The sequence below is a fragment of the Nocardioides sp. NPDC006273 genome (genome assembly GCF_040613495.1).
Taxonomy (GTDB): Bacteria; Actinomycetota; Actinomycetes; order Propionibacteriales; family Nocardioidaceae; genus Nocardioides.
Genome location: NZ_JBEXSD010000055.1, coordinates 28,366 through 43,032, shown reverse-complemented (window position 1 = coordinate 43,032; position 14,667 = coordinate 28,366). Strand labels below are relative to the sequence as shown.

19 protein-coding genes are annotated in these 14,667 nt (G+C 68.6%); 11 read left to right on the top strand and 8 right to left on the bottom strand.

The genetic code is table 11. The annotated features are described in order from the left end of the window. Positions 1 to 131 precede the first annotated feature (131 nt). Complete coding sequence (locus tag ABZZ22_RS21150; protein ID WP_354935399.1) at positions 132 to 1,400, bottom strand: LPXTG cell wall anchor domain-containing protein; 1,269 nt, start codon at positions 1,398 to 1,400, stop codon at positions 132 to 134. A 401-nt stretch (positions 1,401 to 1,801) separates the two neighbouring features. Here ABZZ22_RS21150 and ABZZ22_RS21145 point away from each other — a divergent pair, with 401 nt between their 5' ends. Next, entirely contained in the window at positions 1,802 to 2,287 is a 486-nt protein-coding gene (locus ABZZ22_RS21145) for a GtrA family protein (protein ID WP_354935396.1), read from the top strand. Between the two features lie 24 nt (positions 2,288 to 2,311). Further along, positions 2,312 to 2,824, top strand: a complete 513-nt coding sequence (locus ABZZ22_RS21140; RefSeq protein WP_354935393.1) for a lecithin retinol acyltransferase family protein — start codon at positions 2,312 to 2,314, stop codon at positions 2,822 to 2,824. Positions 2,825 to 2,845: 21 nt separating this feature from the next. Here ABZZ22_RS21140 and ABZZ22_RS21135 read toward each other — a convergent pair whose 3' ends face one another. The 4 genes from ABZZ22_RS21135 to ABZZ22_RS21120 are packed head-to-tail and all read right to left on the bottom strand — an operon-like array spanning position 2,846 to position 7,157. Further along, on the bottom strand, positions 2,846 to 3,205 hold the full coding sequence (locus ABZZ22_RS21135) for a VOC family protein (RefSeq protein WP_354935390.1): 360 nt from the start codon (positions 3,203 to 3,205) through the stop codon (positions 2,846 to 2,848). After that, a complete protein-coding gene (locus ABZZ22_RS21130) occupies positions 3,202 to 4,404 on the bottom strand; it encodes a GyrI-like domain-containing protein (RefSeq protein ID WP_354935387.1) in 1,203 nt (400 codons plus the stop codon). The genes ABZZ22_RS21135 and ABZZ22_RS21130 overlap by 4 nt, the downstream gene beginning before the upstream one ends. Positions 4,405 to 4,424: 20 nt before the next feature. Beyond that, the gene (arcA, locus tag ABZZ22_RS21125; RefSeq protein WP_354935384.1) at positions 4,425 to 5,675 is read right to left on the bottom strand and encodes an arginine deiminase; all 1,251 of its coding nucleotides are present in this window, start codon (positions 5,673 to 5,675) and stop codon (positions 4,425 to 4,427) included. Positions 5,676 to 5,702: 27 nt separating this feature from the next. After that, complete coding sequence (locus ABZZ22_RS21120; protein ID WP_354935381.1) at positions 5,703 to 7,157, bottom strand: basic amino acid/polyamine antiporter; 1,455 nt, start codon at positions 7,155 to 7,157, stop codon at positions 5,703 to 5,705. Between the two features lie 242 nt (positions 7,158 to 7,399). Between ABZZ22_RS21120 and ABZZ22_RS21115 the strand changes: the two genes are divergently transcribed. Continuing rightward, entirely contained in the window at positions 7,400 to 9,079 is a 1,680-nt protein-coding gene (locus ABZZ22_RS21115) for an alpha/beta-hydrolase family protein (RefSeq protein ID WP_354935378.1), read from the top strand. 12 nt (positions 9,080 to 9,091) lie between these two features. On the opposite strand, the gene ABZZ22_RS21110 is transcribed toward ABZZ22_RS21115, so the two are convergent. Together ABZZ22_RS21110 and ABZZ22_RS21105 are read right to left on the bottom strand one after the other, a co-directional pair. Beyond that, complete coding sequence (locus tag ABZZ22_RS21110; protein WP_354935375.1) at positions 9,092 to 9,565, bottom strand: hypothetical protein; 474 nt, start codon at positions 9,563 to 9,565, stop codon at positions 9,092 to 9,094. Continuing rightward, positions 9,556 to 10,125, bottom strand: coding sequence for an RNA polymerase sigma factor (locus ABZZ22_RS21105; RefSeq protein WP_354935372.1), 570 nt, complete (start codon positions 10,123 to 10,125; stop codon positions 9,556 to 9,558). The genes ABZZ22_RS21110 and ABZZ22_RS21105 overlap by 10 nt, the downstream gene beginning before the upstream one ends. Positions 10,126 to 10,312: 187 nt before the next feature. Between ABZZ22_RS21105 and ABZZ22_RS21100 the strand changes: the two genes are divergently transcribed. From ABZZ22_RS21100 to ABZZ22_RS21070, 7 genes are read left to right on the top strand one after another with little or no spacing between them, the layout of a single operon-like run. Continuing rightward, positions 10,313 to 10,795, top strand: coding sequence for an Asp23/Gls24 family envelope stress response protein (locus ABZZ22_RS21100; protein WP_354935369.1), 483 nt, complete (start codon positions 10,313 to 10,315; stop codon positions 10,793 to 10,795). A gap of 2 nt (positions 10,796 to 10,797) precedes the next feature. Continuing rightward, positions 10,798 to 11,151 carry a hypothetical protein gene (locus tag ABZZ22_RS21095; RefSeq protein ID WP_354935366.1) on the top strand — a complete coding sequence of 118 codons (354 nt, stop codon included), beginning with the start codon at positions 10,798 to 10,800 and terminating at the stop codon, positions 11,149 to 11,151. A gap of 11 nt (positions 11,152 to 11,162) precedes the next feature. Further along, positions 11,163 to 11,339 carry a DUF2273 domain-containing protein gene (locus ABZZ22_RS21090; protein WP_179658733.1) on the top strand — a complete coding sequence of 59 codons (177 nt, stop codon included), beginning with the start codon at positions 11,163 to 11,165 and terminating at the stop codon, positions 11,337 to 11,339. After that, positions 11,332 to 11,742, top strand: a complete 411-nt coding sequence (locus ABZZ22_RS21085; RefSeq protein WP_354935363.1) for an Asp23/Gls24 family envelope stress response protein — start codon at positions 11,332 to 11,334, stop codon at positions 11,740 to 11,742. Before ABZZ22_RS21090 ends, ABZZ22_RS21085 begins: the two co-directional genes overlap by 8 nt. Continuing rightward, positions 11,739 to 12,371, top strand: coding sequence for a DUF6286 domain-containing protein (locus ABZZ22_RS21080; protein WP_354935360.1), 633 nt, complete (start codon positions 11,739 to 11,741; stop codon positions 12,369 to 12,371). Before ABZZ22_RS21085 ends, ABZZ22_RS21080 begins: the two co-directional genes overlap by 4 nt. Continuing rightward, positions 12,368 to 12,952 (top strand): hypothetical protein, encoded by a 585-nt coding sequence (locus tag ABZZ22_RS21075; protein ID WP_354935357.1) that lies wholly within the window; start codon positions 12,368 to 12,370, stop codon positions 12,950 to 12,952. Before ABZZ22_RS21080 ends, ABZZ22_RS21075 begins: the two co-directional genes overlap by 4 nt. 54 nt (positions 12,953 to 13,006) lie before the next feature. Then, positions 13,007 to 13,180 carry a CsbD family protein gene (locus tag ABZZ22_RS21070; RefSeq protein ID WP_354935354.1) on the top strand — a complete coding sequence of 58 codons (174 nt, stop codon included), beginning with the start codon at positions 13,007 to 13,009 and terminating at the stop codon, positions 13,178 to 13,180. A gap of 112 nt (positions 13,181 to 13,292) precedes the next feature. On the opposite strand, the gene ABZZ22_RS21065 is transcribed toward ABZZ22_RS21070, so the two are convergent. Next, a complete protein-coding gene (locus ABZZ22_RS21065; RefSeq protein ID WP_354935351.1) occupies positions 13,293 to 13,949 on the bottom strand; it encodes a hypothetical protein in 657 nt (218 codons plus the stop codon). 160 nt (positions 13,950 to 14,109) lie between these two features. On the opposite strand from ABZZ22_RS21065, the gene ABZZ22_RS21060 reads away from it, so the two are divergent. Beyond that, on the top strand, positions 14,110 to 14,664 hold the full coding sequence (locus ABZZ22_RS21060; RefSeq protein WP_354935348.1) for an LURP-one-related family protein: 555 nt from the start codon (positions 14,110 to 14,112) through the stop codon (positions 14,662 to 14,664). The last annotated feature ends 3 nt before the right edge of the window (positions 14,665 to 14,667 follow it).

The window sequence follows — 14,667 nt, the reverse complement described above, 5'->3', positions numbered from 1 at the left end:
CGTCTCGCGGTCGCCGGGAAGGCCCAGGCGGCGCAGCTCCCGGACCTCGTCGGTGCAGGTCGCGATGACCGCCCGGGCGAACGAAGATTCGTTCGCCCGGGACACGACCTGGACACCTTGTGCCACCTGGGTCAGGCGTTCTTCCGGCGACGGGCGAGGAAGGCCCCGGTGCCCCCGATGCCGGCGAGCAGCCCGCCGACGGCGAGGAGCACTCCGTTCGGACCGCCCGTGCTCGGCAGGCTCCCAGCCAGACCGGCATCGATCCGGTTCGGGACCTCGGAGGCGGCGGCCTTGGTGCTGGCGGTCTTGGTGCTGGCGTCCTTGACGACCGCCGCGCACTTCTCCGACTTGTTGGTCTTGGTCTCGTAGGCGGCCGGGATGACGACCGTGACCGAAGAGGCGGGTGAGTCCACCACGGTGACGTCCGATGCTGGGCTGTCCTCCACCGTGCGGGTGTCGACCAGGTCCCAACCATCGGGCTCGTCGGCGGTCCAGGATGCGTCGGCCAGGTTCGTGGTCGGCTCACCGTCCTCGACGAAGTAGAGCGTGACGTCGGGGTCGGTGTAGGCCTCCTTCGTGATCACGGTCTGCTCGTACTGCTCGCCGATCTGGGACAGGTTCAGCGGGTTGTCCTCGCCGTCCTGACCGTCCGCATCGGCCGGGGTGCCCGACGTGGTTGTCCAGGTGGTGAAGTGGTCCCACTGCCACGGGCCGAAGACGGCAGGAGTGGCCTCTTCGACCACGATGGTCTCGGTCCAGGCCTCCTTGTCCACCACGGTCTCGGTCCAGGCCTCCTTGTCCACGACCGTCTCGTCCCACGCCTCCTGGTCCACGACGGTGACCGTCTCGGTCAGGTCGCCCCCGGCGAAGCGGACCCAGCCCAGGTCGCCGTGCTCGTCCTCGCCGTTCCAGTTCGGCGTGTCCAGGTAGCGGATCTTGCCGGTCTGCTTCTGCCTGTAGGCGTAGCCACGGTCCGTGACGCGAGTCTCCTCGTGGGTGACCGCCTCGTGGTGGACGACGTGCGTCTCGGCCGGGTGCTCGACCGTGTGGGTCTCGGCCGGGTGCTCGATGGTGCCGGTCACTGCGGCGGTGCCGGGCGTGTAGTCGCGGGTGTAGACCGAGTTGCGGAACTGGTCCTCGGTGACAGCCTCGTGGCTCGCACCCTCGACCACCGTCGAGAAGCGGGACTCCTCGTGGGAGACCGCGTCGGTGTGCTCCACGTGCGTGACCGCAGGCGTGACCTCGGTGGTCTTCTTCTCGTCGGCGACCTTGACCTGAGAGGTCACGGTGGTCGTCTTGCAGTCCTGGGCGGCCTGAGCCCCAGGAGCTGCCGCGACCGTGGCGACTCCGGCAACGGCTACGGCAGCGAGGCCGATCTTGGTGGAGCTGTGCATGTTCATCGGGTGGTTCCTTCAGGGTTGTTGTGGTCCGTGCCTGTGGTGAGCAGGCAGGGCTGAGGCACCCGAGATCGTGCGGGCGGACAGGGATGCCTGTCGCGGTCGGCCCGGGCCGACCGCGGGTGCATCGTGGGGACCTCTTGAAACCGAGGAGCAAATGCGGCGCATGGGCCGCCTCGGCGAGGCCTGTGAGAGGAGGGTCTCCCGGCGCTGCCTCAGCGGAATACGGGAGTTCTCTTCACCTACCCAATATTGGGGTGGACGGGACTTTCGACCCTCTGCGTTGTCCGACTCCGGCGACCCGTCGGCGACTGGTGGCTCGCGTGCGCGGATCCTTCATTCTGCCTGCCCTTTCGTAAAAAATGACAGGCAGAATTGGCTGCCGAGTCGGTAGCATCACGGAGGTGACCGCCGCATCGAGTTGGAGAAGCCAGGCGTCCCGGCTCCTCGGTGAGGTGGTCCGGTTCCTCGCGGTGGGCGGTCTGGCGACCGCAGTGTCGTTCGTGGGCTTCAACGCGCTGGCGCACGGCCTGCTCTTCGGGACGGCTCCGCTGCGGAGCCATCCGATCGTCGCGTACGTGCTGGCCAACGTCGTCGCCGGAGTGGTGGCGTACGTCGGGATACGGCTGTGGGCCTTCCGGGAACGTCAGGCGAGTGATCAGACGACCGGTGTGGTCAGGTTCTTCGTCCTCGGTGCGCTCACGATGGCCATCCCCGTGGTGTGTCTGTGGATCAGCCGCTACGTCTTGGGGCTGTCCAGCCCGCTCGCGGACAACGTTTCGGCCAATGTGATCGGGCTGGGGATCAGCACCGCGACGCGATTCTGGGTGTTCCGGCGGTTCGTGTTCGATGAGCCCGTGGTTCGCGAGCCGTGGCGGCCGCCAGCGTGATCGCAGGAGAAGGCAGGTGGCCCCGTGGCGCGCGGTGACCACATCTTCGTCCGCCGCACTCGCTACTACACCCACCACGGCATCGACGGTGGTGACGGGACCGTCATCCACTACACGGGCACGGCGGCCACCGGCCGGCGGGTGGAGAGGTCCTCGCTCGAATCCTTCGCCGACGACGGGGACGTGTACGTCCGCACGTACCGCTGTCGACTGCCGACCGAGGAGATCATCAGCCGTGCGGAGTCTCGCCTCGGAATGAGCGGCTACCACCTGCTCAGGAACAACTGCGAGCACTTCGCGACGTGGGCATCGACCGGCTCGGCCGCGAGCCGACAGGTGCGAAGCTGGGCGGTGGCGGCGCCGGGCGCGGTCGCTTCGGTCACCATGGCCCAAGCCGCCGGGGTCCATATGATCGTCCTCGGGACCGTGAGCATGAGTGCTTATGCTCTGAGGGGCGTGTGGCATCGGCGCAGCAGGTCCCGGACGGTGGCGCTGCCGGGAACATCGACCGAGCCTGCGCCACCTGACCTGGCATAGCTGCCGTGACCCGGCCGGTGTTCAGTGCGCGGTAGCGACGCAGAACTCGTTGCCCTCGACGTCGCGCAGCACCGTCCACTCGATACCGCTCTCCTCGTGCTCGCCGAGGATCGTGGCGCCGAGCTCGACCAGGCGAGCGACCTCTGCCGGGCGATCCTGCGCCATGAGGTCCGGGTGGGCGCGGTTCTTCGCCTGCCGCGGCTCGGGGACCCGAGCGAACAGCCACGCCGGTACGCCGGGGGTGGGCTGCTTGAGGCCGATGGAGCTGAACTCCTCGGTGCTGCGCTCGTCGAGCCTTCGGTCCAGCGCGGCGGCCCAGAACGTGGCGGTACGCAGCGCGTCGGAGCAGTCGAAGCTGATCGCGCCGAGGGTCAGTGTCATGGAGTGTCCTTTCGAGGGGTGAGCGGCCAGACGATGTCGGTCTGGTAGGCCGACGGCGGCACGCCGTCGGAGATGTTGACGACGTACGCCTCCCGCAGCGGCTGCCCGCTCGGGGTTCCGTGGTGGGCGACCCAGGCGCCGAGGAGCCCGTAGGTGTCGGGCAGCGTCTCGTGATCCCCGGCGTGGGTGACGACCGCGGCCGTCACCGGCGGCAGCTGCAGCAGGGTCGTGCCCGCTGGGGCGGCCTGCGCCCGGACCGGGAAGTACGCCGTGACCTCCTGCTCGGCGTCGTCGAGGAACTCCGCGTCGTACAGGGCCGACGCCGGCCCGGTGACCTCGACACCCGCGTCCCGGCAGCCCTCCTCGAGCCGCGCGTACGCCGCCACCAGGAAGGCGTCGTAGGCGCTGTCCCGGACGACACCGGTCACCGCGACCGCGCTCGTCGCCGGGAGCTCGACGAGACGCGGTGGGGTCCAGGTCTCCGGCGGCGCCGCGTGCAGGTCCTGGACGATCTGCTCGACCCGTTGCGCGCGCTCACGCATCTGGTGGGCATGGCGCGCCAGTGTCGTAGCGGTGACCTCCGGGTCCCGCGCGGCCAGGATCGTGGCGACGTCGGCGAGCGGAACCTCCAGGTCACGGAGCCGGCGGATCACGGCAGCATCCGCGAGCTGCCCGGCGGCGTACCGACGGAACCCCGTCTCCTGGTCCACCGCCGCTGGGGTGAGGAGGCCTTGCGCGTGGTAGGCGCGAAGCGTCTTGACGGACAGGCTGGCCGCGCGCGAGAACGTCCCGATGGACAGCAGTGGCTCGCTCATGCGGTCATCCTTGCCTCTCCCCCAGGGGGAGAGGCAAGGCGCGACGCGAAGCGCGATGTCGCTCGGCGGCGGCGCGATCATCGACATCAGCGTCGCGCCCAGGTCGTTGAGAGCGGCCCGGTAGAACGTGACCCCGCGGATGAAGAACCTCAGCGGCATCGCCAGCAGGATCTGACGGGCCAGTACCAGAGCGACGAGCAGGATGAAGTGCCACCAGCTGAGGTGGGTCAGCGCGCTCCAGACCGAGTCCCAGTCGACCCGCCCGACCAGGCGTACGACGATGACGGCGCTGATCGCCGCCACCAGCAGGAGGGCGAAGCGCGTGATCCAAGCGCGACGTCCGGGCCGGGCGGCGCTTACGTCGGGGCTCTCCTGCGTGCTCACCGGACCACAACCGCGATGGCTCAGAAGTCCACAGGATCACGGACGATCGGGCAGGTCATGCAGTGCCCGCCGCCGCGGCCACGGCCGAGCTCGGCGCCCACGATGGTGATGACCTCGACCCCCGCCTTGCGCAGCAGCGTGTTGGTGAGGGTGTTGCGGTCATAGGTGAACACCACGCCCGGCTCGAGCGCGACCGCGTTGTTGCCGCTGTCCCACTGCTGCCGCTCGGACTGGTAGACGTCCCCGCCGGTGTCGATCACCCGGAGCTCGGGCAGACCGAGCGCCTTCGCGACGACGTCGACGAAGGCGGCATCGCCGTGGTCGATCACCTCGATCCCGGGCGCCTTGTCGGAGGGCACCAGGGTGAACGTGTGCACCGCGTCCATGATCGTCGGGTAGAGCGTGACGATGTCGCGGTCGACGAACGTGAACACGGTGTCGAGGTGCATCGCCGCCCGCAGCTTCGGCATCCCGGCGACGATCATCTTCTCCGCGGCTCCCTGCTCGAAGAGCGCCTTGGCCACCTGGGTGATCGCCTGGCGAGAGGTGCGCTCGCTCATGCCGACGAGCACGACCCCGTTGCCGACCGGCATCACGTCGCCGCCCTCGAAGCTGGCCTGCCCCCAGTCCTGCTCGGGGTCGCCCCACCACACCGTCGAGCCGACGTAGTCGGGATGGTGCTGGTAGATGGTCTTGTAGAGGAGCGTCTCGTCCTTGCGCGCCGGCCAGTACAACGGGTTCATGGTGAGCCCGCCGTACAGCCAGCAGGTCGTGTCCCGGGTGTAGAGGGTGTTCGGCAGCGGTGGCATCAGATACTCCCGTGCGCCGGTCGACTCCCGCGCGAGGCCGACGTAGGCGGAGCGGAAGTCGTCGGGCAGGTCGTTGGTCGCGAGGCCGCCGATGAGGAACTCCGCCAGCTGCCGGTCCGAGACCGACTCGAGGTAGGTGCGGGTGTCGTCGACCAGACCGAGGCCGACCCGGTTCGGCACGATCTTGCGGTCGAGGATCCAGTCCTTGGCGCCGGGGGCTGCGAGCGTCTCTGTCAACAGGTCGTGCAGCTCGACCACCTCGACACCGCGCTGGGTCATCTTGTTCACGAAGTCGGCGTGGTCACGCTGGGCGTTCTCGACCCACATGACGTCGTCGAAGAGCAGCTCGTCGTTGTTGCTGGGGGTGAGTCTGCGGTGTGCCAGACCGGGGGCACAGACGAGGACCTTCCGGAGCCTGCCGACCTCGGAGTGGACGCCGTACGCGGACACCTGCTCGGACATGGGATGCCTTTCGGTTGAGGACGTGGGTCAGAGGGAGATCCAGCCGGACCACAGACCGAATACGCCTGCCGCCCCGCCGATGAGAATCGCGGCGAACAGCGCGATCTCGGTGGGACTGAAGATCCTCTTTCCGCGTTCGCTGCGAGCCTTGATGTACAGCAGCGACGCCGGCGCGAGGATCACGGCCATCAGCAGCACGAACTTCAACCCGGCGGCATCGAAGAGGAAGATGGTGTAGACCGTCGCGACGCCGGCGACGATCGTCTCCCGGCGCCGCACTCCGGCCGACACACCTTCGTACGCCTCACCCGTGAGGCCGAGCTTGAGCGCGTAGGCGGCCGCAAGCAGATAGGGCAGGATCGCCAGGCTGGTCGCCAGGTCGAGCATGAAGTTGAGGGCATCGTCGACGAACAGGGTGAGGGCGAGGAGCCCTTGAACCCCCAGCGATGTCACCAACAGCGCTGTGATCGGGGTGCCGTTCTGGTTCTCCAGACCCAGGAAGGCGGGCATGTCGTCGGAGCGGGCCGGAACGAACATGACCTCGGCGGCCATCAGTGTCCAGGCGAGGTACGCACCCAGGACCGAGACGATCACTGCGACGCCGATGAAGATCTCGCCCCAGTCACCGACCACCGACTCGAAGACCCCGACCATCGACGGCTGCCGAGTGTCGGCGAGCTCCGGCTGGGGGACCACTGAATAGCTGGAGAGGGTGACCAGCGCGAAGATCGCCAGCACGCTGAGGAAGCCGAGCACGGTGGCCTTTCCCACGTCCTCGCGCCTCTTGGCGTAGCGGGAGTAGACGCTGGCACCCTCGATGCCGATGAAGACGAAGGTGGTGATCAGCATCGTGTTGCGGATCTGCTCGTCGAGGCCGCCGAGATCGCCGTAACCGGTGGCGACCCAGTTGTCGGCGAAGACGCCGGCGTCGAAGGAGATGAAGAGCACCACGATGAACACAAGGATCGGCAGGACCTTGAAGACCGTGATGATCCGGTTGATCACTGCGGCATCCCGTACGCCGCGTGCGATCAGATAGTGGAAGAGCCACACCCCTACGCTCGAGAGTGCGACCGCGAGCACGGTGTCGCCGTCACCGAACCCGTCGAAGAACGCGCCGATGGTGGCGCCGATGAAGACCCAGTAGAAGGTGTTGCCGGCCACGGAGCTGGCCCAGAAGCCGATCGCCGAGTTGAAGCCCATGTAGTCGCCGAAGCCGGCCTTCGCGTAGATGAAGACCCCCGAGTCGAGCTCCGGCTTGCGGATCGCGAGATTCTGAAAGACGAACGCGAGCATGAGCATCCCGGCGCCCGCGATCGCCCAAGCGATCAGCGAGCCGAGGATGCCCGTCGCGACTCCGAACCTGGCCGGCAGCGAGAAGACTCCCGCGCCGACCATGCCACCCACGACCATGGCGGTCAGGGTGGGAAGGCTCATCTTCGATGCAGAAGACGACTCGGCAGTGGCAGCGTCGGGGCTCATGCTGACCCTGGCTTCCTTTGAGGATGAGACCAGTTGCTGCCGATTGACAACAGTTCGCATCCTTACATTCGCGATGGTGTCCGTGAAGAGTCGGTTGGCCTGACTTTTCTGCGCATTCGGGTCAACCGGAGCCCACGATCCCGCTTGGTGTCGGGCGTCGGTCGGGCCTCGACGGCGCGGTCGGCGCCAGGTTTCGCCTGGAAAGGGTCCAGACCACGAGATGCGTCGCTAGCATCTTGATGATGAGCGACATCTGGCGTCCAAGGGTCGCCCGCGCGGTCAACGTGCTGCGCAGCCAGCTGCGAGCGCCGTTCGCGGCGACCGCCGGCGCCGCCGTGCTCCTTTGGGCGTCGCTGACCCCGTCACTGATGCCGCGGACCGCGCTCTTCCAGGCGTTGCTCACCGCGCTGTGCATGCTTGCCGGCTACGGCGCAGGCGCGTTGGCCGGGTGGCTGGTCCGCAGCTGCGGCGGGCGGTTGGCCGGCCGGGCGCGGGTGATCGGGTGGCGGGTCCTGGCCGTCGTCGGCGCACTCGGCACCCTGGTGGCGCTGGGACTGGCTCTGCGCTGGGAGAACGAGGTCCGCGACCTGGTCGAAGTCGACCGGGTTGGCGTCGGGCATCTGGTGCTCACCGTGCTGATCACCGCGGTCCTGTTCGCGCTGCTGCTCGGCCTGTCGCGGGGGTGCAAGGCGCTCGGGAGCTCGATCGGCCGGTTCGTCGGCCGCTTCCTTCCTGCTGCCCCCTCCACCGTGATCGGCGGCCTGCTCGCTGCGGTCCTGATCTACGAGCTGGCGATCGGGGTGGGCGGCAACCGGCTCCTGGGAGCACTCGACGCGAGCTTCGCGACCATCAACGAGGAGTTCAGCACCGATGTACCCGCCCCGACGACGCCCGAGCTCACCGCGGGCCCGGCCTCGTCCCAGGAGTGGGAGGCCCTGGGCCGCCAGGGACGGGTCTTCGTCGCGGCCGCGCCGACCGCGGCGGACATCGGCGAGTTCACCCAGGAGCCTGCCCGACAGCCGGTCCGGGCGTACGTCGGGGCCGGCCCCGAAGGCGTCGACATCCGCGATGAGGCGAGGGCCGCGGTGGCCGAGCTCGACGCGCTCGGGGGCTTCGACCGCGCCGTGATCAACGTGGTGACCGGCACCGGTCGAGGCTGGGTCAACGAGAACCAGGCCCAGGCGCTGGAGTTCATGTGGGGTGGCGACACGGCGACGGTCAGCCTGCAGTACTCCTACCTCCCGAGCTGGATGTCCTTCATCCTGGACCGGCAGCGTGCGCAGGATGCCGGCTTGGCGCTCTTCGACGCCATCTACGGACGCTGGCTGGAGATCCCCGAGGCCGATCGTCCGCTGCTGGTGGTGAGCGGGGAGAGCCTGGGAAGCTTCGGCGGCGAGGCGGCGTTCAGCGGCGACCATGACCTCGCCACCCGCACCGATGGTGCCCTCTTCGTTGGGCCGACCGCCGACAACCGCCTCTGGGACCGGTTCACCGAGGAGCGTGATCAGGGGACCCCTCAGGTGCTTCCGGTCCTGGACGACGGCGAGATCGTCCGGTTCGCCGACAGGCCCGAGGACTGGGGGCGTCCCGGGGACTGGGAAGGCACCCGGATCGGGTATCTCCAGCATGCGAACGACCCGATCACCTGGTGGTCGCCGTCGGTGGCGCTCGAGCGCCCGGACTGGCTGGGGGAGGAGCGCGGACGCGACGTCTCCCCGAACGTACGCTGGATCCCCGGTGTGACGATGCTGCAGCTGGGCGTGGACCAGTTCTCCGCCAACTCGGTGCCGGTCGGGCAGGGTCACGAGTTCGGTACGGCCCCGGTGCATGCCTGGGCAGCGATCCTGCCGCCGCCGGGCTGGACCGATCAGCGGACCGACGAGTTGGCCGCGGTGATCGGCGCTCGGGAATGGCTGCGGTGACCGAGGATTCGATCAGGTCTTGTTCGGGTCGCCTCGGGTGACGTCGACGTACTCGATCTCGATCAGGGACGGGACGAGACCCGGCGCCGGACCGAGGAGCTCCCGGACGATGGCGTAGATCTGGGGGCGCAGGGTGTCCGCGAGCGGGTGGAGCTCGACGCCGAACCTGGCGACCAGGCGGATGTCGATGCCGGTCAGGCGGCTGTCGTCGACGTGCAGGTCGATGGTCTCCGGGGCGTGGGTCGGATGCTCCTGGAGCAGTCGGCGCAGCGCGGCGGTGACCACACGTGCGGAGACGAAGGTCTCCGAACCCTCCGTGTCGCGCGAGGGTGTGCCCTGCGCTGTGAAGGTCAGGATCGGCTCGGACGGGACGATGACCCGGCGCACCCGCGACATGATCGACTCGGCCAGGTCGACCCATCCCTCAGGCTCTTCGACTCGAGCGGCGCGGGTGGCGCGGTCGAGCGGGCTGGGATCTAGCGCCATCGTGCCATCCTCTCCGCCAGTGTGCGTCGACCACGGTAGAGGTGTCCGCGGACGGCGCCGATCGGCATGGCCAGGGCGATCGAGATCTCCTCGTAGCTCATCTCTTCGACCTCACGCAGGAGCCAGGCCGCCCTTTGGTGCCACGGTAGTTCATTCAATGCTAGCTGCAGCGCCTGTAGGAGCTCGGCGTCGATCACGGTCTGCAAGGGGTTGTCCGACGCCGCCGGAGACAGTCGCGACAGCAGCCCGTCGTCGATCGGAGTCGCGCGTCGGTTCCGCTGGAGATCGGCCGCGCGGCGGTGCACGAGACGGATCAGCCACGTACGCAGCGAGGAGTGCCCCGCGAAGCCGGACAGGCTGCGCCATGCCGAGACGAAGGCCTCCTGGGTCGCTTCCGCGGCGTCGGTGGAGTCGTCGACCAGCCTGAGGGCGTAGCGATACATGGCGGGGCCGTGGCGATCCACGATCTCCCGAAAGGCCTCCTGGTCGCCCAAGCGGGCCGCGCGCACCAGGGCATCGTCCGTCGCCGACGGCTCCGATGACGCCTGCGGTTTCGACATTGCCCCCGAGTCCTTCTTCTGCTGCCACGACAGGGCAGATTCCAGATAGGTGAAGTTCTACCATCCTTGAGCAAAGATGTGTGATGTAGAACACACCGGGATTTCTGTGACATATCGAGGTGTAGCCGCGACTAACCAGCGTCAACACCCACGAACACCACCGAACATCATCAGGAAGGTTCTTCTCATGACGCAGCCGAAGACCGGAACCACGAGCTCGCTGACGAACGACGGCCACAGCCAGTCGACGGACCGGGGCGACTCGGGTGCGTTGGCGAGCGAGCACGGACGCACCTCGATCGCTGACACCGTGGTCTCGAAGATCGCGGGGATCGCTGCGCGTGAGATCAGTGGCGTGCACGACCTCGGTGGCGGCGCGGCGCGCGCCGCGGGGGCGCTCCGTGAGCGCATCCCGGGGTCGCGTACGAATCTTGGCCAGGGTGTCGCCGTGGAGGTGGGGGAGCGGCAGGCAGCCGTCGACCTCGACATCGTTGCCGAGTACGGCACCTCGATCCCTGACCTCGCCAGCGCCATCCGTCGCAACGTGAAGGCGTCGGTCGAGCGCATGACCGGTCTCGAGGTCACCGAGGTCAACATCACCGTGCACGATGTCTTCCTCGAGGACGAGGCGGGCGACACGGACCAGGACGCCGGCCGGCGGGTGGAGTGACGGTGCACACCGACCCCGACCCGCACGACGTCGGCGCCGACGGTGCCGCGCCGGAGGTCGTCGACCTCGTCGCGGCCGCCGTGCTCGCGGTGCCTGGTGTCCACGATCTGCACGCCGGGGCTGTGGGGGAGGTGGCCACCTATCTTCCGGGTCGCCGGGTGAACGGAGTTCGGATGCGCGAGCCCGGCTGCTCGGTCCATGTCGTTCTCGACTGGGGCATGCCGGTCCTCGACACCTCCGACGCGGTGCGTCAGGCGGTCCGACCGTACGTGGCGGGCCCCGTGGACGTCACGGTGGAGGACATCCATCTGCCCGACAGCGCTTCCTCGGCTACGACCCGCTCTGACCTTCCTTAGGAGAACATGTCATGACCAACTCGACACTCGGCCTGGTCGCCGGACTGTTGCTCACGATCGCCATCGTCACCGGGGGGCTCGTCGGACTGCTTCTGGCCATCGTGCTGGGCGGGGCCGGCTACCTCATCGGGGGCCAGGTCGACGGCGAGCTCGACCTTCGTAGCCTGCTGCGAGGACGCCGTGGTTGAGTCCCCGACGCGCCAGACAGCCGTCCTCGACACCGACCCCGAACCCGCTGACCCTGCGGATGACCGCGGGACGCTGGACGTCCGGAACAAGGCGCTCCAGCGGATCGTCGAGCACGCGGCGCTGCGGCTTCCGGGGACGGTGGCTCAGAGCAGCACGCTCGGCCGCATCACCGGGATGGCGCTGCCGAAGGCCGACATCACGGCAGAGGGCCGCGCCGTCCGGGTCAAGCTCGACGTCGCGATGATCTGGCCCGGCGACGTCACCCGCATCGCCACGGCGGCGCGAGACACCGTACGCGAGGAGGCGTTCCGCCTCTCCGGCATCGAGGTCCGCAGCGTGGACGTCACCGTGCACGCGGTCGACCCGACCTCCGCCGACGACACCAGAAGGAGGGTGGAATGAGCATGCAGACCGTTGAACAGGGCGAACAGAGCGAACAGATCGCCCGGGGCGAGCAGGTCGCACCGAGCTCACGCCCGCCCGCGCCGCGCACCCAACCCAGGCGCGCGCCCGTCGTGGTCCTGGCGGCCACGGTGCTCGCGCTGGTCCTGATCGGGATCGCCGTGATCGCGGTCCGTGACCTTCTGGTCAGCCAGGGGTGGGCCACCGGCTCGCCGCTCGCTCCCGCCCTGGTGGACGGCAGCGACGGCCTGCGCGCCTCGGTCGGACTGGCGATCGTCGGCGGAGTCGTCGCGCTCGCCGGGCTGGTGCTGATCTGGCTCGGGCTCAGGCCCGGGCGGCGTACGCACCTGCGAGTGAGGGGCGATGCCGACCTGTGGCTCGCGCCCGGTGCCTTCGCGGCCTTGGCTCAGGAGACCGCCGACCGGCTCCCTGGGGTCATGTCCGCCGACTCCTCGCGCAGCACTCGGCGTCGCACCGTCGTCGACATCGTCGTCGGTGAACGAAGCACTCCGGACGGTCCGCAGGGGGCTGCGGCGGTGGCCGACCATGTGCGGGCCGTCCTCGACGAAGAGGTCGGCTGGCTCACCGGAGCCAGCATCAAGGTGCGAGCCACGGAGGTGCCCCGATGACTCCTCGAGTGATCAGGTTCGACCGCGGTCTCACCCTGCTCGCCGGCGTACTTCTGGTCGCCCTCGGGCTGCTGATCGTCGACTGGCACTACCAGTGGGTGCTGAAGGGCTACCCGAACGAGCTGTCCGCCGACCCGGCCGCTGAGGTCGTGAGCTCCAGCTGGTTCGCGTGGGCGTTCGCCGCAGTCGGCGTTCTGCTCGGGCTGCTCGGCCTGGTGTGGCTGGTCGCGCACCTGGGGCGTCGCGGTCCCTCGACCCTGCGCCTCCAGGCCAGCGACCAGACCGGCCGGGTCCAGGCCGACCTGCGTTCGATCGCCGACGCGGCCGCCGACCGGCTCGAGAGCCTGGCTGCCCTCACCGGCGTCAGCGGGACGGTGGTGACCATCCGGTCGCGGCCGGTGATCCTGCTCCGTGGGCGGATCGACCCCGTCGCCTCTGTCGCGTCGATCACCGACGCCGCCGAGACCTGCTCGCAAGACCTCGCCTCGGCGTTCCCCGACCACGCGGTGACCTGCCGGATCCTGGTCGACTCACCGCGGCGCGGCAGAGCCGGCCGCCAGTCCAACGTACGAGTGCAGTGAACGCGCTCGTCGAGTTCCCGCACCATCCATCACAAAGAGAGAAGGAGTCCGGATATGAGTATGAGTGACAAGGCGAAGAACGCCGCGCAGGACGCCAGCGGCAAGGCCAAGGAGGCCGCCGGCAAGGCGACCGACGACGAGTCCCTCGAGGCCGAGGGCAAGGGCGACCAGGCCGGGGCCTCGGTGAAGAAGGCGGCCGAGAACGTGAAGGACGCGTTCAAGAAGTAGCAGCAGTCGGTCTGCTCGATGCTCCTGATGACGGCGCGGCCCCGAGCGGGGGCGGGGGCCGCGTCGTCCCCAGGAGCATCGAGCGGGCCGTCCGCCGCGGCCGAGGCCCGTATCAGCCGGCGGCCGCTTCGTCCTGGACGGCATCGATGAAACGTACGAAGGGGTCGTCCGGGTAGCTGTCGGTGGCGAGCTCATGGGCGTGGGGCACGAGCTCGAGCCCGGTACGGGGGATCTCCACCGCGTACGTCGAGGTGACCCAGTCCCGGAACGACTGGTTGATCGGGGTCCAGTCCTCTCGCCCGGAGGCCGGCTCCTGCGCGTACTGGCTGCCCCAGCAGATCTCCTCGTAGCCGATGGCCAGCAGACGTAGCAGGTCGACCGGGTCGGTGGCGAGGATGCCGCACATGTTCGAGCCGCTGCCCGACCCGAGGTGCACGATGTGCTGCTCGCCGGCGTCATCACGCCACAGAGCGGCCATCGAGCCGTCGTTGCCGGTGCGGGCGAAGACCCACAGGCGGTCGACGATCAGCTCGCTCGGCGCGCCGAACCAGTGCTTGGCCAAGATCTCCATGTCGGCGAGGTCACCGCCGTGGAGCTCGAGCCAGGTGCCGACGCTCCAGTCGCTGCTCAGGCCGCCGTAGAGAGTCCCGTCGGCGCCAGTGAGGACGTCACCGTGCTGCTCGACCCATCCGAAGAGCGCCGTCAGTGGCTCCGGCATCTCCAGGCTCGCCGGCAATCGCGCCATGGCCTGACTCACGAACTCACCCATCAGTCGGTCGACTCCTTCTCGCTGGTGTGCATGGTCGAGCCGGGGCTCACGGAATCGTAGGCGATCTGACGCCGAATTCGTCCGCGTTCACCCTAAACGTGTGAGTCGATCCTCACCGTCCGAGGCGACGCTGAGACGGTCCAGCGAGAGGGAGATGACGATGGGTTTTCGAGACCGACGCGAGAAGCGCCAAGAAGAACGTGAGGCCTTCGGGCGCGGCGGAAGCGCCAACCGCTTCCAGATGCGCCAGAAGCTGATCTCCATCGGAGACGACTACTGGATCGAGAACGAGGACGGCGAGCGCGTCTTCCGCGTCGACGGCAAGGCGATGCGGTTACGCAAGACGCTCGACCTCGAGGACGCCCACGGCAACCAGATCTGCCGCATCCAGACCAGGGTCCTGCACATCCGGGACTCGATGGCGATCGAGGACCCCGACGGCGAACAGCTCGCCCTCGTGCACAAGGCGCTCGTCTCGCCCCTGCGGGATCGCTGGAAGGTCGACCTCGCCGAGGGCGACGACTGGAAGGTCCAGGGCAACATCATCGACCACGAGTACGAGATCGAGGCCGACGGACGCAAGATCGCCGAGGTCTCCAAGAAGTGGTTCCGCGTCCGGGACACCTACGGTGTCGAGGTCGCGCCCGGGGAGAACTCGGCCCTCGTACTGGGCGTGACCGTCGCTGTCGACACCATGGTGCACCCCGAGAACTGACCG